Source organism: Methanobrevibacter sp. (assembly GCF_017432245.1).
In the GTDB taxonomy this organism is placed as follows: domain Archaea; phylum Methanobacteriota; class Methanobacteria; order Methanobacteriales; family Methanobacteriaceae; genus Methanobrevibacter.
This window is the reverse complement of sequence record NZ_JAFRJO010000035.1, coordinates 1-20,025: the sequence shown is the minus strand read 5'-3', so window position 1 is coordinate 20,025 and position 20,025 is coordinate 1. Positions and strand designations below refer to the sequence as shown.

Genomic DNA, 20,025 nt, shown 5'->3' with positions numbered 1-20,025 from the left:
TCTATTATACTATAAAATTGTTTAATATTATGTAAATGATTATTTAAATTTTATAATTATTTTAAAATGGGGCATAGTAAATGATTAGAGAAAATCAAAGAATATTGAATTCATTGCTTGTTGTGATAGATGTTCTTGTAATTCTATTCTCATTGGTTCTAGCTTATTATGTTAGATTTAAAACCACTATTTTTGGCCCTTTAGGTGGATCATTGCCCTTTATGCATTATTTGATATTCACTATCGTATGCATTATTCCCACTTATCTATTGCTATACTACTTTTTTGGATTATACAAACCTTTCAGGAATAAATCTTCAATATTCTCAGGTTCAGAAGATATAATCAAATCAGATATAATGGCATTCATCATATTGGTCGCTATTTTATTCGTGATTGACCAGCCTGATTTTTCAAGAATTATGCTCTTTCTCTTAAGCTTGTTTGGTATAATTTTCACAATTATTGAAAGAGCTATTGTGGTTTTGTTTTTAAGATTCATGAGAGTCAACAACCGCAATCTAAAGCATATGCTCATTATTGGAGATAATGAATTGGCATTTACCTTTGCACATAAGATCAAGTCCAAGACTTATTTAGGATATAGCATCGATGGATTTTTAGGAAGAAAAGAACATTTAGGCAAAACCTTCGAGGGAATTAAATTCATTGGAACTTTTAAGGATTTGCCAAATGTATTGAAATCCCATAAATTCGATAGGGTTGTTATAGCCATTCCTTTGCAATACTATTATCACCTGAATGAAATCGTGGATGCATGTGAAGAAGAGGGAATCAAGGCGGAAATCATTCCAGATTATTATAAGTACTTGCCTGCAAAGCCTTCTGTTGACATGTTAGACGACTTGCCTATTATCAATATACGCTATGTTCCTTTGGATGATGCATTCAATAAATTCAAGAAAATCCTTGAAGATTATTTTGTTGCAATTGTAGCAATTATAATAACCTCTCCAATCATGCTCATAACAGCTATTGCAATTAAGTTGGAATCTCCAGGCCCAATCATATTCAAACAGGAAAGGATTGGTTATGGAGGCAAGCCATTCATGATGTATAAGTTTAGAAGCATGAAGGTTCAAGATGAGGATGAGGAGAAATCCCAATGGACCACAGAAGATGATCCTAGAAAAACAAGGGTTGGCTCATTTATTAGAAAAATGAGCATTGATGAACTGCCTCAGTTTTTCAATGTTTTAAAAAGGGAGATGAGTGTTGTTGGCCCTCGCCCTGAAAGACCATATTTTGTAGAGCAATTCAAAAAGTCAATTCCAAAATATATGGTTAAGCATCAAGTAAGGCCAGGCCTTACAGGGCTTGCTCAAGTGAATGGGTATAGAGGAAACACTTCCATTGAAAAGCGTATAGAATATGATATCCGATATGTAGAAAACTGGAGTTTAACATTAGATATTCAAATCATGTTCAAGACTATTTTCAAAAGAAATGAAAATGCATATTAAGTTCAGATCTATCTCTTTTAATTCTTATTTTTCATATTTTTTCATTCTTATCTTTCATATTTTTTCATTCTTATTTTTCATATTTTTTCATTTCAATTGAAATTTTTGTATGGCTAATAGTTTTTTACTTTATTTTAAAATGATTAAAATCATGTTATTTTTTATTTAGATTGTTAAATTTACTTTAAATTACTAAATTAATCTTATTTTGAATTATTATAACTAAAAAAAGCATATCTTTATATATTTTGTTGTATAATTGATTATTACAGAGTTAATTTTTAAAAATTGGCCTTGGATATTTGCTTTTGAAATTTGAACAATCATTAGAATGACATAAAAAATAACTTTTATAAACTTCAATGTTCTTAATATTTATGCTTAAATTTTATGCTTAAGTCCTTAGTATTTTGAATAAAAATTTAGCATGATTTGATAATTATTTTGATATGGATTTTTAAGAAAAAATTGGATTTTTGAAATGAATTTAAAGAATTTGAATATTGAAAATATATTGAAAATTTATTATAAAAATTTAAAATAAATTATTAAAAAAATATTTTTAAAAATATTAAAATATTATAGATTATAAATATATAATTATAATGAATTATGATTTTGAAATTATGATTTTAAAAATAAGTTTCTGATTAAAATTTTTGATTTTTGCAACTTATTTTTATATTGTTATTCTCATTTCATTATTCAAATATCTTAAATGGTTACATTTTTAAAAAGCATTGGAAAGCTAATAATTTTTCACTTGAAATTACACTATTAGTTTTCAAATGCTCTGTCTTAATTATTATATATAGAGAAAATTAAATTATAATTTAACTTGAAAAAATTGTGATAAATTAATGATCAAACTTGATTTTGATTAAATAAACATGAAAAATTCATGAAAATATTATAAGTAAATTAAGCGGATTGTTATTTTATTAGATTATTTTTACTAAATTTATAATTTAAAAAAACGAGGGTTTGGTATGGATAAAGAATTTTTCAATGGAATGAATTTGGTTGAAGATATTAGTGAAGAAGATTTCCAATACATCATGGAAGGTTGGGAAAAAGTTCAAGACTCTATATCTAAAGATGAATTCATAGATAAATTTAATAAAGTTAAAGACGAGTACAAGGATGCTTCCTTTTTCAGTGATAAGGATTTCATTGATATGGTAGTCAATCCATTCACTGGAAAGGAAACTAAGGATGAAGAACATTATGATGGGTTTGATGTTGAAACTCCAAAGACAATAGCTGAAGTTGATTCTGGCCGTCAAGGTTTCAGTGTCATTGCAAGGGTAATGTCTATCTCCAATCCTAAAAAATTCACTACAAGAAAAGGTGATGAAGGAGAACTTGCAAATATGCAAATTGCAGACAATACCGGTGAAGTAAGACTTGTTCTATGGAGTGAAAACATTAAGCATCTTAGACACATCACTGAGGGAGATATTGTAGAAATTTCTGATATTGACTGTAAAGATGGATTCAGAGGAGGCAAGGAATTTTCATTACGTCCTAGATCATTGCTTAAAGCGATTGATGAGACAAATGAAAACTATCCAAAAAACATTGATGAATTCCCAGTCTATGAAGAGAATATCATTCCAATTTCAGATATTGTTCCTGATCAAAAAGTAAGTATTATCGGAAGGTTAATCCGTGTTCCTACTCCACATTCCTATGAAAGCAACGGCAAAAAAGGAAAAGTGACCTCTCTTGAAATTCAAGACAATACAGGAATTATTTCTTACACCTTATGGAACAAGGATGTAAACTTAATTGAGAGCTTGGATTTAAAAGAAGGGGATGTTGTCAAGATCCTTAATGAGCAATCCAGAAAAAGAAATGATGAAATCTCCTTATCCCATTGGGATGGAAGAATCCTTAAGGTTGAAGGAGACTATGATCTTCCTGAATACGAAGAGAATATTGTTAAGATTGCAGATGCAGTAGAAAATAAAAATGCAAGCTTAATCGGAGTAGTTACCAAAATACAGGATACTATTACATTTAAAAGGCAAGATGGCACTGATGGATTTGTAAAATCAATTGAAATCAGTGATGCCAGCGGTTCCATCAGAGTCACTCTTTGGGGTGACGACACTAAATTGAAAGTGTCTAAAGGAGATGTCCTTAAAGTCATCGGAGGAGATGTTGAATATGATGATTATAGTAGAGGACATAGGGTAAATACCAATTGGAACACTGAATTAAAAGTTAATCCTGATCTTGATGAAGACTTAGTTGAAGAATTGAATGAAATTGCAAGTAACTTAGGTCCAATAGCCATTCGTGATGTTCAAGAGCATGAAGATGATGGAGAAGAAGTGGACATTATTGGTAGATTGATTACAATTTATGATTCCCATTCTTTCCAAAGGGATGATGGTTCAACTGGATTTGTTCGTTCCGGTGACATTGCAGATTCAACAGGAAAAGTTAGAATTTCCTTTTGGGATGAAAAGGCAGAAGCTTCCTATGGCATAGGCAAAGCATATCAAATTGAAAATGCCAGAACCAGATTAGGCATGTATGAAGTTGAACTTAATGTTGGAAAAACAACTAGAGTAATTGAACTTACAGATGCTGAATCATCTGACTTGCCTTCATTTGAAGATTTGGAAGAACAGATTTATGAAACCAAGAAGATTGATGACTTAGATGATGATGACATGAATGTCAAAGTTGTTGCAAGAATCATGGAAATCGAAGATACCCGTGAATTTGAAAGACAAGATGGTTCAAAAGGTTTAGTTAGAAACATGACCATCGGGGATGATTCCGGATTCATAGCTGTAACATTATGGGATGATAAGACTAATTTGCCTTATGACATTAATGATGCAATCAAAATCCAAAATCCACGTATAAACTATAATGATATGTCTAACCGTGTAGAGTTGTCTGTAGGAAATTCAACTAATATGTTGCAACCTTCTTATAATGAATTATCAGCTCTTCCTGATATTGAGGATTTACGAAAAGAGTTATACACATCAAAAACTATTGAAACTCTTGAATTGGAAGATAGAAATGTAAGGGTAACAGGCACATTCTCAGAGCCTTTTGTTGAAAGGATTTTAATTCCAAAATGCCCTATCTGTAACCGCACTATTGAAGATGAGGATGAGGAGCTATGTCCACACTGTGGAAATGAAATTGATAAACCAAAATATCTTTTAATGCTTCCTGGAAAGCTTAGCGATGATACTGGTGAAATTCAAGTAACTTTCTTTAATGAATTGGTGGAACAATTGCTTGACATGAAACATGATGATATTGTTGCTCTATATGAAGAAAATGAAGGAGACTTAGGATTCCTAGAGACTAGAGTAATGGATCTTGAAGGTAGAACCTTAGAAGTAATTGCTGATGTGAATTACAATAATTACGATGAAGAGATAAGACTTAGACCTAAAAGAATTGATAAAATTGAGTTTTAAGTTTTATTTTAATGCATGATGAACTTTAATGAATTTATTTAATGGGTTGATAATTATGGTAGAACTTGAAGACTTACCTAATGTTGGTGAAAAAACTGCTGAAAAATTAAGAGAAGCTGGTTTTGCTGATATGATGAGATTAGCTACTGCTACTGCTAAAGAATTGTCTGTAAAAGCAGAAATAGGTGAAGGGGTAGCTGAAAAAGTTATTGAAGCAGCACGTAGAGCTGAAAAAATTGATTTTGAAACAGCATTTGATGTAATGGAAAGAAGACGTGATGTTGGCCGTATAACCACTGGAAGTAAAGGTGTTGATGAGTTAATCGGTGGAGGAATCGAAACTCAAGCAATTACTGAAGTTTTCGGTGAATTTGGATCAGGTAAAAGTCAAATTTCCCATGAATTAGCTGTTACTGTTCAATTGCCTAAAGAAAAAGGTGGTTTAGATGGTGAATGTGTATTTATTGATACAGAAAACACTTTCAGACCTGAAAGGGTTGAACAAATAGCAGATGCATTCGGCCTAGATCATGAAGAGGTTTTAAGAAAAATCCATATTGCAAGGGCATTTAACTCTTCTCACCAAATTTTAATGGCTGAAAAAATCAATGAATTAATTCAAAGTGGCGTGAATGTAAGATTGGTCATTGTTGACTCCCTTATGGCACACTTCAGAGCAGAGTATGTTGGAAGGGAATCTTTAGCTGTAAGACAGCAAAAATTAAACCAGCACTTACATGCATTGCAGCAAGTAGCTAATACCTATAATGTAGCTGTTTTCCTTACAAACCAAGTTCAGGCAAGACCTGATGCATTCTTTGGAAGTCCAACAAAAGCTATTGGTGGACACGTTTTAGGACACGCTTCCACTTACAGAATTTGGCTTAAAAAAGGATTGGCTGGTAAGAGAATTGCTAGATTAGTGGACAGCCCTCACTTGCCAGAAGGTGAAGCTGTATTCAAAGTCACTACTGATGGTATTGTAGATTAACCAAACTTTTAAAAAAAGTTTGATCAAAATATTTTTAATAGTTGGGAGTAATTGCTCCTAATTAATTCTTTTTTATTTTCTTTTTTATTACCCTATTTTACAAAAACTATTTTAACTAATTTTTATAAATTTAATTTATCAATCGTTTATTAATTAAACGTATTTCATTTTTTTTAAATTATTGAATTATCTAGTTGATTGTATGGACTATAGGATTATTATTGTTTCAATCATTGTCATGATTTTGATAGGGACCTTATCCAAAAAGATTGGTCTTTTGAAGGAAAATGATGTCGAAACTCTCAATAATATAGTAATCAATATAGCTCTACCATGTATGATTTTCAATGCTTTGTACACTGCTGATGTTTCCTTGCTTCCAAGATTAAGCATATTAACAGTTTACATGTTAATAACTAGTTTAATTGTAGGAATATTGACTTATTTGCTACTTAATTTTTTTGGCTGGGACAAGAGGAAAATTTGGAGTCTTGTCATTGTTGTGGTTTTAGGAAACACCGGTTTTTTAGGTTACCCTATCACTCAAGGAATCTTTGGAAATGAAGGTATGATAAGGGCTGTATTCTGTGATATTTCCACTTCAATAATTTTTGTTGTCTTAAGTTTTATATTAATATTGATCTTTGATGGTGAAATCAAAGTGGCTATCCGTAAGATCTTAACATTCCTGCCTCTATGGTCAATCATATTTGGGATAACATTCAATATCTTTAGCATTCCTATAGGCTCTGTTGGGTCAACTGTGGTGACTTATTTGGCAGGGGCTACCATCCCACTTATTATGATATCTTTAGGGTTGTCCTTAAAGATTGATGGTTTGAAGTATCATTTCAAGGAGGTAGGTTTGGCTTCAATTATAAAATTGATCATTTATCCTTTAATTGCATTGGGAGTATTGTCTTTGCTTAATATTACTGGATTTGAACATACTATTGGATTTATTGAAGCTGCCATGTCATCTGCAATGTTAGGTTTGGTATTGGCTGTTACCTATAGATTGGATTGGGAACTCACTTCCGATTGCATATTCACATCCACTGTTTTCAGTCTTGTGACAATTCCTATATTCCTAATGTTTATCCTTTAACGAACATTTAAAGGATTTATATCAATTTTTTATTCATTTTTATTAAGCTATTTTTTAGCTTTTTTTAGTGTTGCATAAAAGGTTACACTACTTTTATTATTCCTTAAATTAGCTTAAATTTTAAAAACAAATCAATTTATCATTATTTAGATAAAATTTCTATTATTTATATTTTTTTTAATTTAATAGTTATTTTTCTATCTTTATTTTCATTTTTACTTGATTTAAACATTTATCTTCGTTGGGAAATTTTTCAATTTTTAAAGGCTTTTCCACCTTTCTTTGAAATTTTCATTGTATTTTTTTTAATTTTTAGGTGTATCAAAATCTATTTTATTTTTTAAATTAAAGACTAATTATATCTCTATTGTTCTTAATAGTGATTATTAAATCTTATTTAATTAAAATAATCTTATTTAATCTGAATTTGCTAATTTATACTATTTTAATTAATTTAATTTTTTCTCATATATATACTTTACTCCTACTTATTTATAGAAACCTTTATATACTGACTTTTTAGAAAAATTAAACTATCTAATATTTTATATATATAATATATTTAAAAAATTAGATCAAATGATTAATCATTTTACTTGTACAAGGTGATTTAATGGCAGAAGAAATTAACAACGAAGAAATTAGAGTGGGAGTATATGTTTGCCACTGTGGTGTAAACGTTGGTGGAGTCGTAAACTGTCCTGAAGTAGCAGCTTACGCAGAAACTTTACCTAACGTAGTAATTGCGAAAGATTACAAGTACATGTGTTCTGACCCTGGTCAAAGTCTTATTCAAGAAGACATCAAAGAACACAACTTAAACAGAATTGTAGTAGCAGCATGTTCTCCTAGACTTCACGAACCTACCTTCAGAAGATGTGTAGAAGAAGCTGGATTAAACAAATTCTTATTTGAATTTGCTAACTTAAGAGAACAAGACTCTTGGGTACACATGACCCAACCTGCGGAAGCAACTGCAAAAGCTAAAGACTTAACTCGTATGGCTGTTGCAAAAGCAAGATTATTAGAACCTCTTGAAGCTTCTAAAGTAGCAGTAGACAAAAAATGTCTTGTTATTGGTGGTGGAGTAGCAGGTATTCAATCTGCATTAGACTTAGCTGATATGGGATTCAAAACCTACATGGTAGAAAGAAACCCAACTATTGGTGGAAGAATGGGACAATTAGACAAAACCTTCCCTACCTTAGACTGTTCCATGTGTATTCTCGCACCTAAGATGGTAGACACTTCCAAACACGAAAACATTGAATTAATTACTTACGCAGAAGTAAAAGAAGTAGACGGTTACATCGGTAACTTCACTGTAAAAGTTGAGAAAAAACCTAGATACGTTAAAGAAGAAGACTGTACTGGATGTGGACAATGTCAAGAAGTCTGTCCTATCGAAATACCTAACTACTACGACGAAGGTGTAGGTATGGTAAGAGCAGCTTACATCCCATTCCCTCAAGCAGTACCTCTCTGTGCAACTATCGACAAAAACTACTGTATCGACTGTGGTCTTTGTGAAACCGTATGTGGTCCTGAAGCAATCGACCGTGACATGGAACCAGAAGAAATCGAACTCCATGTTGGTACTATTATTGCAGCAACCGGTTACGACCCATACGACCCAACCGAAAAATACGAATACGGTTACGGCAGATACACTAACGTAATTACCGCAATGGAAATTGAAAGAATGATCAACGCATCCGGTCCTACTGGTGGTCACGTACAAAAACCATCTGACGGTAAAGAACCTAAACGTGTTGCATTCATCCACTGTGTCGGTTCAAGAGATGAACAAATCGGTAAATCCTACTGTTCAAGAGTATGTTGTATGTACTCCATGAAAAACGCTCAATTATGTATTGACCACGAACCTGACACTGAAGTAACCTGTTACTACATGGATATCCGTTCATTCGGTAAAGGATTCGAAGAGTTCTACAAAACTTCCCAAGAAAAATACGGTATTGAATTCATCAGAGGACGTCCTGCAGAAATCCTCGAAAACGATGACTTAACCTTAACCGTAAGAGCAGAAGATACCTTACTCGGAAAAGTAACTGAATACACCTACGACTTAGTTGTATTATCTGTAGGATTAGAACCTCCTAAAGGATCTAACGAACTCAGACAAACCTTAGGTTTATCCAGAACTACCGACGGATTCTACATGGAAGCTCACCCAAAACTCAGACCTGTTGACACTTTAACTGACGGTGTTTACATTGCTGGTGTAGCACAAGGTCCTAAAGATATTCCTGACGCAGTAGCACAAGGATCTGCTGCAGCATCAAGAGCATCTATCCCTATGGCTAAAGGTGAAGTAGAAATCGAACCTATTACTGCTGACACTGATACCACCGTATGTGGTGCATGTGAAGTATGTGTAGAATTATGTCCATTCGGTGCTGTAAGTATTGAAGGTGAAGGCGCAGACAAACACGCAGCTATTAACGTTGCATTATGTAAAGGATGTGGTACCTGTGTAGGTGCATGTCCATCTGGTGCTATGAACCAAAACCACTTCAAAACCGAACAAATTATGGCACAAATTGCAGCAGCTCTCGAAGATGTTGCAAAATAGATTAAGAGATTTATTCTCTTTTTCTTTTTCTTTTTTTTAAACAATTTTTATTTGTTCGTATATTAGGCAACGTTTTATTTCAAACATTTTTTTAAAATTAGATCTTTTTTTCTAAAATTCCATCAATTTTGCAAAGTCTATATTGCATAATAAAACAAGAATAATATTAAATATTATAATTTAATAAAAAGTTTTATTTAATTAAAAAATTATATTATATAATAATAAGAATTTTATAAGATTATATTTTTAGAATTTTTTTATTATTTCTGATTTTTATAAACTTTGAAATTTTTAATAATTCTATTATTTTACTATTAATTAAAAAATAATATTTAATGTTTAATAAGTTATTTAAGAGAATATAGGTGTTATGATGTATCAATATGAAGAAGATATGAATAAGATTTATGACTTGATGAGAGTTCATAATGACTGGATGAGAGACAGCGTTAACCTCATTGCAAGTGAAAATACCACAAGTAATGCTGTCACAACCGCAATGGCTTCTGATTTGGCTCACAGATATGCAGAAGGACAAGCTTATGAAAGATTATACCAAGGATGTACCTACATTGACCAAATCGAAGACATTACAAAACAATTATCATGTAAAGTTTACGACTGTAGCTATGCAAACGTCCAACCGGTTTCCGGTGTAACTGCAAACCTCGCTGCTTTCTTCGGCTTTGCTAAAGCTGGAGACAAGATGATTGCTATGAACATTCCTTTCGGAGGACACATTTCCCATGCAAATGTAAGTGCAGCAGGTATTAGAGGATTAAAAACTTTAGAACATCCTTTCAACCCAGAAGTAATGAACATTGATGTTGATGCATTGAACAAAATGATCTTAGCGGAAAAACCAAAAATCATCCTCTTTGGAGGAAGCTTATTCCTATTCCCACACCCTGTATCTGAAGTTGTTGATGCAGCTAACGAAGTGGGAGCAACCATTATGTACGATGGTGCTCACGTTCTCGGATTGATTGCAGGTAAACAATTCCAAGATCCTTTAAAAGAAGGAGCTGAAGTTCTTATGGGAAGTACCCACAAGACTTTCCCAGGTCCTCAAGGAGGAATTATCTTATCCGATAAGAAAAATGAAAAATTAATTGATAATGCTGTATTCCCTGGTGTAGTAAGTAACCACCACTTACACCATTTAGCTGGTTTAGGTATTGCTACTGCCGAAATGTTAGAGTTTGGTGAAGATTATGCTAAACAAACCATTAAGAACGCTAAAGCATTAGCAGGAGCTCTTGCAGAACAAGGATTCAATGTAATGTGTGAAGACTTAGGATACACTGAATCCCACCAAGTTGCTATGGATGTAAGAGATGTCAAGAGAGCTACCATATTGGCTAAGGAATTAGAGCAAAACAATATCATTCTTAACAAAAACCTCATTCCTGGTGACAATGTAAATGACAGTGATGACCCATCTGGTATCAGAATCGGTACTCAGGAAATCACCAGAAGAGGAATGAAAGAAAAAGAAATGGAAGAAGTGGCTGAGTTCATTTGGAGAGTTGCTGAAGGTGACAAGGTAGACATCAAGGATGAAGTAACTGAATTCATGAGTCAGTACAGAACCATTCACTACGCTTTCACAGAAGAAGAAGGATACAAGTTCATTGAACATATATAATCCAAGCTTCACAGACTTCAGTCTGTAGAACCTTGACCAAAACTTTTTCACTAGTTGGGAGTAAATTCTCTTAACTTTTATTTTTTCATTAATTTTAAATCTATTTTTAGGAGATATTTCATGAAAATCGGATGGGCTTTTACCGGTGCAGGACATTTGCTTAAGGAAAGCGTTGAAGCTATGGAAGAATTGGCAAAAGATAACGATTTGACTGTCTTTTTATCACAGGCTTCTGAAGAAGTTTTAAAGATGTACGGCCTCTATGATAGAGTTGTTGCTGTAACAGGTGGAAGATATAATGAACTTGCAAGTGATTCCAATCAAAAGTTCAGTTTTCCAATCACTGGCAGGCTTTCACTTGGAAAATATGATTTGCTTATCGTATCACCTACAACCGCAAACACAGTTGCCAAGATAGTTCATGGAATTTCAGACACTCTTGTAACCAATGCAGTTGCACAAGCTGGAAAAGGCAGAGTGAGAACCCTTATGGTTCCTGTAGACATTGAACCAGGGGATGTGGAAACAATATTGCCTTCAAAGCTTGAAAAGACCAAATGCCAAAAATGTGATGAATGTGAGGCTGCTTTAGCTTGTCCGAATGGTGCTATCATTGCCTATGAGGAAATTGATCTATTGAAATGCATTGGCTGTGGAACCTGTAAGGACATTTGTCCATATGATGCGGTTTCAACAGGAAAAGTCATAACCATGCATATGAGGGAAATAGATATTGAAAATACTCAAAAACTCCAAAAAATGGAGGGAATCGAGATTTTCGACACTCCTCAAAGTCTTATGGATAGCTTAGATTTATAATTTTTCTATCCTTTTATTTTTTAATTTTTATTTTTATTCACGCTTATTTTAAATATATTATATCTATTTTATTTCTATTTTATCACCTATTTTCAAGCAATCATTGAATTCTCTTTTATCAAATTCCATTATATATTTTGCTGGTTTTTTAGGGATATAACAATTCCACGGCTTCAATTCAGCTATTTCATAAACCACATTTCTTTTATCAATAAAAACTATAACTATCTCAAATCTCATGAAAAAGCTATGGATTGAGGATCTTTCCTTTTTATTTATTCTCTCAGGAATCTCAAACAACAAGGGAACTTTAGCATTTTTTTTAAACATAAGTCCTCTTAAACGACTAAAAAAAGTATTAGCTATTCTGATTTCTGCAATTTCTTCATTTGATTTTTTAAGTGTCATTAACTTCAAATTTTTATTCGTTTTATTTTCATTATTTTTCAATTTATTATCCATAATTCTATTATTTTCTATTTATTCTCAATATTTATAAATATTTTTATTATTAGAAGTTTTTTTACACTTTAAAATCAATTTAACAAGCAAATTATCATTTTTTAATTCCATCATCATATTATAATTATAATGCGATTATTATTTTTATAATTATTAATAATAATAAAGTTTATTTACATTCAAAATAAGAAATATATATCATAATAATATATATTATATATATTTTGTCAATTTATTAAAATCAATTAAGATAATGAATTTTATCTTAAATTCTTATAATATTTACCATTTTAATAAATTTAAAAAATCACATTTATTAGGAGAATCGATATGCCGTTAAAAGAGGCAGAGAAAAACTATGACTTTAAAAAGATAGAGGAAAAGGTCCAAAACTTTTGGGCAGATTCTGATATTTATGAAAAAACAAATAAATTGCGAGCTAACGGTCCACAATATTCCTTTTTAGATGGGCCTCCATATTGTAGTGGAAAAATCCATTTAGGTACTACCTGGAATAAGGTTATTAAGGACACCTTATTGCGTTACAAGTCCATGAATGGATTTTCTTTAAGAAGACAAGCTGGATGGGATACCCACGGATTGCCTATTGAACATAAGGTAGAGCAATTGTTAGGAATTGAATCCAAACAGGAAATTGAGGAAAAATACGGTATTGACAACTTTATCAACAAATGTAAGGAATTTGCAATGGAAAATAAGGTTGCAATGACTGAGCAATTCAAAAGCTTAGGAGTTTGGATGGATTGGGACAACCCTTACATGACCTTGGATCCTAAATATATGGAATCCGCATGGTGGACATTGAAGAAGACTCATGAAAAGAACTTGCTTACCCGTGACCAAAGGGTAATCAGCTGGTGTCCTCACTGTCAAACTGCACTTGCTGCAGCTGAAATTGACTATACTGAAGGTGACGACCCTTCCATCTATGTACGTTTCCCACTTAAGGAAAAATTAATCACAGATGGAGATTATGCTGATTTGAAACAGTCTTTCCTTGTATGGACAACCACTCCTTGGACACTTCCTGGAAACTTAGCTATTTGTTTGAATGAGGATTTCGATTATTCTTTCGTAAAGGTAGATGAAAGATTAAATGAAAGTGGAGAAGAAATCCTAATCATTGCAAAAGAGCTCTTGGAAACAGTTTTAGGTCCAATTGAAGTTATTCACAAAAACAAATTGCCAAATCCTAAATATGATCCTGAAGATGAAGAGTCTAAAGAAAAGAAATACATCATAGAGGAAGAGAAGGAAGTGATGTATGAAATCATCAAAACCGTAAAAGGGTCTGAACTTTTAGGTTTATCTTATGTTTATCCTTTAGCAGAACAAGTACCAAAACAAATGGAAATTGAAGCGGAAAACAGTTTAGTTCACTCCACTTTCCATGGAGACCATGTAGAGTTAGGAGAAGGTACAGGTTTTGTACACACCGCTCCTGGACACGGTCCTGAGGACTTTGAAATCGGTCAGAAAATAGGGCTCCCTATTCACTGTCCTGTAGATGAAGCAGGATGTTTCACTGAAGATGGTGGTATCTATGCTGAAGGCTTTACCAAAGACATGAATGACACAATTATTGCAGATTTAATTGCTCAAGATCTAATGTTTAAGAATGACACCATCACTCACAGATACGGTGTCTGTTGGAGATGTAAGACTCCTATCATTTACTTGGCTACTGAACAATGGTTCATTAAAGTGCCTGAAATAAAGGAAAAAATGCTCTCTGAAATTGACAGAGTTGAATGGGTACCTAAATGGGCTGGTGAAGGAAGATTCCATGATTGGGTAGCTAACGCTAAGGACTGGACCATTTCAAGACAAAGATACTGGGGTATTCCAATACCTATTTGGATTTGTCCTGATTGTGGCCAAATCAAGGTAATCGGTTCAGTTGAAGAGCTTAAAAATGAATCAATCAATGAAATCACTGCAAGTGATGAGGATTTAGTACACAGACCTTATGTTGATGACGTATTGATTAAATGTGATTGTGGCTGCGATTCACCTATGAAACGTATTCCTGATGTATTGGATGTATGGATTGACTCAGGAGTAGCAGGTTGGGCAGCTTTATACTACCCTCGTGAAGAGGAAATGTTTAATGAATGGTATCCTTACGACTTTATTTGTGAAGGACACGACCAAACCAGAGGATGGTTCTATTCCCAATTAGGAACTGGTGTAATTGCATTGGATCAAGCTCCATACAATAAGGTTTTAATGCATGGATTTGTATTGGACGAAGAAGGTAAAAAGATGAGTAAATCCTTAGGTAATGTAGTTCAACCTGAGGAAGTCATTGAAAAGTATGGTGCAGATGTGCTTAGATTCTACCTTTTATGGGCTTGCAAGCCATGGGATGACCTTAAGTTCGTATGGGATGAATTGAACAATGTCAAAAAGATGTTCAATATCTTCTGGAATGTATATGTGTTCTCAACCACTTATATGGCTTTAGATGAATTCGACCCTGCAAAATGCATAGTTGATGGTCCTGATGCAAATATCACTCTTAGAAATGAGGATAAATGGATCTTGTCCCGCGTAAATTCACTTGCAAAAGAAGTGGGTGAAGCGATTAACGATGTGCATTTCCACTTAGCTACAAGAGCTATCAACAACTTCATACTTGAAGACTTAAGTAGATGGTATGTAAGATTAATCAGAGGAAGAACTTGGGTGGAAAGCGATGACCCAGACAAATTAGGTGCATACTATTCACTTTACACTACACTTAATACCTTAATCCATTTAATGGCTCCAATTACCCCTCACTTATCTGAAGAGGTATATGAAAACTTGGTTAAAAACTTGGATGCTGATGCTGCAGAAAGTGTTCATATGGATGATTGGATGTATGACGAATCCTTAATCGATAAGGAACTTGAAGCTAAAATGGATAATGTGAGAGATGTTATCGAAGCATCTGCAAGAGCAAGGGATGTTGCAAGATACAAATTAAGATGGCCTGTAAGCGACATCACCGTTGTATCACAGGATGAGGAAATCTTGGAAAGCATATCCTCACTTGAAGACATTATTAAAGATCAATCAAATACAAAAGAAGTTATCACAGCTACTGAATTTGAAAACCTTACATTTATTGCAAAACCTAATCTCAAAACCTTAGGTCCAAGACTTAAGGGAGATATGGGCATTGTACAGAAATTCTTCGCACAAGCTAAAGCAGATGGAATAGGCAATTCCATTAAGGATAGCTTGGCCTCTACTGGCAAATATGTTGTGAGAGGAGAAGATAGAGAAGGCAATTTAAAGGAAATTGAACTCTCCGCTGATGATGTTCTTTATGAAACTGAGCTTCCTGATGATGTTGTAAGTGCAGAATTTGCTGGAGGAAATGTATTCGTAAATACTAAAATCACTCCAGAGATCTTATCTGAAGCTATGGCTCGTGAACTTATTAGAAGAATCCAAGACATGAGAAAGGACATGGACTTGGATGTTGAGGCTAATATTGGTGTAATGGTGAACACCGATGCTGAATTCAAGGAATTGGTTGAAAAGCAATCTGAATTAATAAGTGAAGAGGTAAGAGCTAAGTCACTTGTAATATTTGATGGCAAAGCCTGTGAAGTTTGTACCGATAAAGGTTTAGGAAGAGAGTATGAAGACATTTCAGTAGAATACTCTAAAGAATGGGAAATTGAAAATCACAAAGTAATTATTTCTGTTGTAAAGCTTAGCTAAGGTGTTAAAATGACTTTAACAGATTCTGAAGTAAAATATATTGAAGGAATTCTCAAAAGAGAAATGAACGAATTGGAAGAGGGAATGTTGGATGTAATGTTCTCTGAGCACTGTTCCTATAAAAGTAGTAGGCCAATTTTAAAGTTGTTCCCTACTGAAGGAGAAAACATAGTTTTAGGTCCTGGAGACGATGCAGGTCTTGTATCCATTACAGATGAGTATGCTCTTGCTGTAGGTATGGAAAGTCATAATCACCCTTCAGCTATTGAACCTTACGGTGGAGCAGGAACCGGTATTGGAGGAATTTTAAGAGATATCATTTCCATGGGTGCAATGCCGATTGCACTTTTAGACAGCCTTCGTTTCGGTCCTCTTGAAGACCAAAAGTCAAGATACTTGTTTGAGCATGTTGTTGAAGGAATATCCGACTATGGTAACAGGGTAGGTGTTCCAACTGTTGCTGGTGAGATTGAATTTGACGAGTCCTTCAGAACAAATCCTCTTGTAAACGTATTGTGTGCAGGGCTTGTTAAGAAAGATGAAATCGTAATGGCAGTAGCCCCAAATATTGGAGATGTATTCTTGCTTATGGGAGGAACCACTGGTAGAGATGGTATTCATGGAGTAACCTTTGCATCTGAAGAGCTAACCTCCAACTCTGAAACTGAAGACCGTCCTGCTGTGCAAGTGGCAGACCCATTCACTAAAAAGAGAGTGCTTGAAGCTTCACTTGAAATTCTCGAGAAAATCGATTGTTCCGGTGTTAAGGATTTAGGTGGAGGAGGTCTTACCTGCTGTGTATCAGAACTTGTGGACAAGTCTGGAAACGGTGCAGTTGTAGACCTTAGAGCTATTCCTCTTCGTGAAGAGGGAATGACCCCTTACGAAATCATGCTTTCAGAATCCCAAGAACGTATGATTTTTGTCATTAACCCTAAAGATGTTGAATTGGCACAAGCTATCTGTGATAAGCACGAAATTCCTTCTGCAGTGATTGGTGAAGTAACTGATGGAAACCATATGGTTGTAAAGGATTTCGATGCAGAAGTGGAACTCCAAACATTATGTGATGTTCCAACAATCCTTTTAGCAGACCCTCCTTCTCTTGATAGGGAAATGAGAGAGCCTGCTAAACCAACTGATTTGGTTGAAGTGGTTGATGGCCCAATAGATGAATCATTGATTAAAGTATTGTCCTCTCCTAACATTGCAAGCAAAGAATGGGTTTACAAACAATACGACCATGAAGTTCAAACCAGAACCGTTGTAAAGCCTGGTGACGATGCAGCTGTATTGCAAATTGATGATGAAACCGCGGTTGCAATTACCGCTGATTCCAACACTATCCACACCAAATTGTCTCCATACGATGGTGGAGCAGGTAGTGTAGCTGAAGCTATCCGTAATGTGGTTTCAATGGGTGCAAAACCTTATGCAGTTGTAGACTGCTTAAACTTCGGTAATCCAGAAAATCCTGAAATCCTCTGGCAATTCAAGGAGTGCATTAAGGGAATGTCTGACATTGCAGAGAAATTCGAAGCTCCTGTAATCAGTGGAAACGTAAGTTTCTACAATGAAACAGAAGGTATTAAAATCAACCCAACTCCTGCTGTAGGAGTAATCGGTGTTGAAAAACTCTCTAATATAAGAACTCTTCCATTCAAGAATGAAGGAGATAAGATCATCATCATCGGTAAAACCTATGATGAAGTTGAAGGTTCTGAATACCACAGAGCTGTACATTCTCTTGAACAAGGAGATGCTCCTAAAATCAGAATTGATGATGAATTGGCATCTGCAAACACCATTCTTGACTTGATTGAAAATGATGGGGATTATGTAAAATTCCTTGAAGGCGAGGATGAACTTGCAATAACCGCGACCCACGATGTATCTGCTGGTGGAATAGCTATTGCATTGTCTGAAATGGCTATGAGCGGCAAATTAGGATGTGAAGTGGACATTAGCAAGGTTCCGGCTGAAGAAGGCATTAGCGACAATAACTTATTGTTCTCTGAATCCCATGCAAGATTCATCATAACCGTAAGTGCAGATAAGGCAGATGAAATAATTGATTCCATTGATGTGGATGCTGCAATTATCGGTGAAGTCAAAGGAGATTCATTAGTCATTAAGAAAGATGATGAAACCATTGTAGAGTTAGCTGTAGCTGACTTGGATGATGCTTATCATGGCGTCATTGAAAAGTATATGGCTTAATTTATAATATTCATCATTCTTTTTATTTTTTTATTAAATTTTAAGTGTTGTTTATTTTTTTAACTATTTATTAATTTTTTTAATATTTTTTATTAATTTATTTTATGGACGATAATATGAAGTTTATATCAAATTTAATTCCGTTGGGAGATGCTTTAGCTAAAATTGATGAGAATCAAAAGCTTATGGATACAGAAAAGATTCATTTGAAAGATTCTCAAGGCAGAGTTTTAGCTCATTCCATTTCCTCTTATCATAATTCCCCTCCATTCGACAAATCTGCTATGGATGGATATGCAGTGATTGCAGAGGATACCTTTGGAGCTTCCAATAATGTCATTAAAGAATTAAAGATTATTGATAGAATCGGAGCAGGGGACTTTTCAGATAAAACCCTGTCTAATGGTGAAGCTATTGTAATAGCAACCGGTGCACCGATTCCAAATGGTGCAAATGCTGTTTTAATGAAAGAATTCACCTATGAAGATGGTGACAATTTAGAGATTCATTCACAAGTCACTCCTGGTGAAAACGTTTCTCCAAAGGCAGAAGACATTGCTAAAGGAGATGAATTGTTAGGTGAAAATGTTTTAATCAGACCACAGGAGATGGGTTTGATAGCTTCAGCAGGACACAGTGAAGTTGAAGTCTATAAGAAGCCAAGAGTCAAATTGCTGATAACAGGCAATGAATTGGTGGAACCTTCTCCAGAAATTGACAAAGCTAAAATCATAAATTCCAATCAATTTTCCATTGCAGCATTGATTAGAAGTGCTGGAGCTATTGTTGATATAGAGCATGGTGCAGATGATTTTGAAGCTGTCAAGGAAGCTATTGATAAGGCAAGCAAGGAATATGATGTAGTGATTACAACTGGTGGTACCGCTATCAGTAAAGGTGATGTGGTTATTGAAGCGGTTGAGGAATTAGGTGAAGTCCTATTCCACGGTGTTGCAATGAGGCCTGGAAAGCCTGTTGGTGCAGGCATTGTAAATGGCACTCAGATTTTCATGCTATCAGGTCAGCCAGTAGCAGCTATGGGCCAATTTGATATAGTTGCAAGACGTTACCTATTTAAAATGCAAGGGCTCGATTATTCCCATAAGGTCATTAAAAGAATTTCCCAAGCAAAAATACCTTCATCTCTTGGAAGAACAGATTATATTCGTGCAGTAGCTGATGATACCGGTGTTCATCATGTTTTGAATAGAGGTTCAGGTATAATTAGGTCTATGGTAGAGGCAAATTGCTACATTATCATTGATGAAAACCATGAAGGAATTGAAAAAGGAGATGAAGTTGACTTGATCTTCTTTAATGATATGGCATGGCCAAGCCTTTAATTTTAATAAAATATTTTTTAAAAGAGTTAATTTTCTTATAAAACTCAAAAAATAGAATTTAGATAAGAATTATAAATTCTTATCTTTGCTCTTTTTATTGATTATTTTTATTATTTTTATTGATTATTCTTATTATTATTTTTATTATTATTTTTTTT

The 20,025-nt window shown here is 34.0% G+C and carries 11 protein-coding genes; 10 read left to right on the top strand and 1 reads right to left on the bottom strand.

Annotation, left to right across the window (positions count from 1 at the left end; all coding sequences use genetic code 11):
• The first annotated feature begins 80 nt into the window (after positions 1-80).
• From IJI80_RS03130 to IJI80_RS03100, 7 genes are all read left to right on the top strand, one after another.
• A complete protein-coding gene (locus IJI80_RS03130; RefSeq protein WP_292787570.1) occupies positions 81-1,484 on the top strand; it encodes an undecaprenyl-phosphate glucose phosphotransferase in 1,404 nt (467 codons plus the stop codon).
• 989 nt (positions 1,485-2,473) lie between these two features.
• The gene (locus IJI80_RS03125; RefSeq protein ID WP_292787568.1) at positions 2,474-4,939 is read left to right on the top strand and encodes an OB-fold nucleic acid binding domain-containing protein; all 2,466 of its coding nucleotides are present in this window, start codon (positions 2,474-2,476) and stop codon (positions 4,937-4,939) included.
• Positions 4,940-4,994: 55 nt separating this feature from the next.
• The gene (gene radA, locus IJI80_RS03120) at positions 4,995-5,930 is read left to right on the top strand and encodes a DNA repair and recombination protein RadA (RefSeq protein ID WP_292787566.1); all 936 of its coding nucleotides are present in this window, start codon (positions 4,995-4,997) and stop codon (positions 5,928-5,930) included.
• Positions 5,931-6,132: 202 nt separating this feature from the next.
• Complete coding sequence (locus tag IJI80_RS03115; protein ID WP_292787564.1) at positions 6,133-7,038, top strand: AEC family transporter; 906 nt, start codon at positions 6,133-6,135, stop codon at positions 7,036-7,038.
• A gap of 613 nt (positions 7,039-7,651) precedes the next feature.
• On the top strand, positions 7,652-9,634 hold the full coding sequence (locus IJI80_RS03110) for a CoB--CoM heterodisulfide reductase iron-sulfur subunit A family protein (protein ID WP_292787563.1): 1,983 nt from the start codon (positions 7,652-7,654) through the stop codon (positions 9,632-9,634).
• 376 nt (positions 9,635-10,010) lie between these two features.
• The gene (glyA, locus tag IJI80_RS03105) at positions 10,011-11,285 is read left to right on the top strand and encodes a serine hydroxymethyltransferase (protein ID WP_292787562.1); all 1,275 of its coding nucleotides are present in this window, start codon (positions 10,011-10,013) and stop codon (positions 11,283-11,285) included.
• A 120-nt stretch (positions 11,286-11,405) separates the two neighbouring features.
• Positions 11,406-12,104, top strand: coding sequence for a dihydromethanopterin reductase (acceptor) (locus IJI80_RS03100; protein ID WP_292787560.1), 699 nt, complete (start codon positions 11,406-11,408; stop codon positions 12,102-12,104).
• Positions 12,105-12,167: 63 nt separating this feature from the next.
• Here the strand turns inward: IJI80_RS03100 and IJI80_RS03095 are convergent, their stop codons facing one another.
• Complete coding sequence (locus tag IJI80_RS03095; protein WP_292787559.1) at positions 12,168-12,554, bottom strand: DUF192 domain-containing protein; 387 nt, start codon at positions 12,552-12,554, stop codon at positions 12,168-12,170.
• Positions 12,555-12,896: 342 nt separating this feature from the next.
• On the opposite strand from IJI80_RS03095, the gene ileS reads away from it, so the two are divergent.
• The 3 genes from ileS (at position 12,897) to glp (ending at position 19,867) form a co-directional block, all read left to right on the top strand.
• Positions 12,897-16,304 (top strand): isoleucine--tRNA ligase, encoded by a 3,408-nt coding sequence (ileS, locus tag IJI80_RS03090; RefSeq protein WP_292787557.1) that lies wholly within the window; start codon positions 12,897-12,899, stop codon positions 16,302-16,304.
• A gap of 9 nt (positions 16,305-16,313) precedes the next feature.
• Positions 16,314-18,524 carry a phosphoribosylformylglycinamidine synthase subunit PurL gene (gene purL / locus IJI80_RS03085; RefSeq protein ID WP_292787555.1) on the top strand — a complete coding sequence of 737 codons (2,211 nt, stop codon included), beginning with the start codon at positions 16,314-16,316 and terminating at the stop codon, positions 18,522-18,524.
• Between the two features lie 116 nt (positions 18,525-18,640).
• Positions 18,641-19,867: a gephyrin-like molybdotransferase Glp gene (gene glp, locus IJI80_RS03080; protein ID WP_292787553.1), complete on the top strand. Its 1,227-nt coding sequence runs from the start codon at positions 18,641-18,643 to the stop codon at positions 19,865-19,867.
• Positions 19,868-20,025 lie beyond the last annotated feature (158 nt).

What these genes read in the sequence shown, in the direction of transcription:
- glyA (WP_292787562.1), top strand. Translation starts at nt 10,011, where the DNA reads ATGTATCAATATGAAGAAGATATGAATAAGATTTATGACTTGATGAGA.
- IJI80_RS03130 (WP_292787570.1), top strand. Translation starts at nt 81, where the DNA reads ATGATTAGAGAAAATCAAAGAATATTGAATTCATTGCTTGTTGTGATA.
- IJI80_RS03100 (WP_292787560.1), top strand. Translation starts at nt 11,406, where the DNA reads ATGAAAATCGGATGGGCTTTTACCGGTGCAGGACATTTGCTTAAGGAA.
- ileS (WP_292787557.1), top strand. Translation starts at nt 12,897, where the DNA reads ATGCCGTTAAAAGAGGCAGAGAAAAACTATGACTTTAAAAAGATAGAG.
- glp (WP_292787553.1), top strand. Translation starts at nt 18,641, where the DNA reads ATGAAGTTTATATCAAATTTAATTCCGTTGGGAGATGCTTTAGCTAAA.
- purL (WP_292787555.1), top strand. Translation starts at nt 16,314, where the DNA reads ATGACTTTAACAGATTCTGAAGTAAAATATATTGAAGGAATTCTCAAA.
- radA (WP_292787566.1), top strand. Translation starts at nt 4,995, where the DNA reads ATGGTAGAACTTGAAGACTTACCTAATGTTGGTGAAAAAACTGCTGAA.
- IJI80_RS03125 (WP_292787568.1), top strand. Translation starts at nt 2,474, where the DNA reads ATGGATAAAGAATTTTTCAATGGAATGAATTTGGTTGAAGATATTAGT.
- IJI80_RS03115 (WP_292787564.1), top strand. Translation starts at nt 6,133, where the DNA reads ATGGACTATAGGATTATTATTGTTTCAATCATTGTCATGATTTTGATA.
- IJI80_RS03110 (WP_292787563.1), top strand. Translation starts at nt 7,652, where the DNA reads ATGGCAGAAGAAATTAACAACGAAGAAATTAGAGTGGGAGTATATGTT.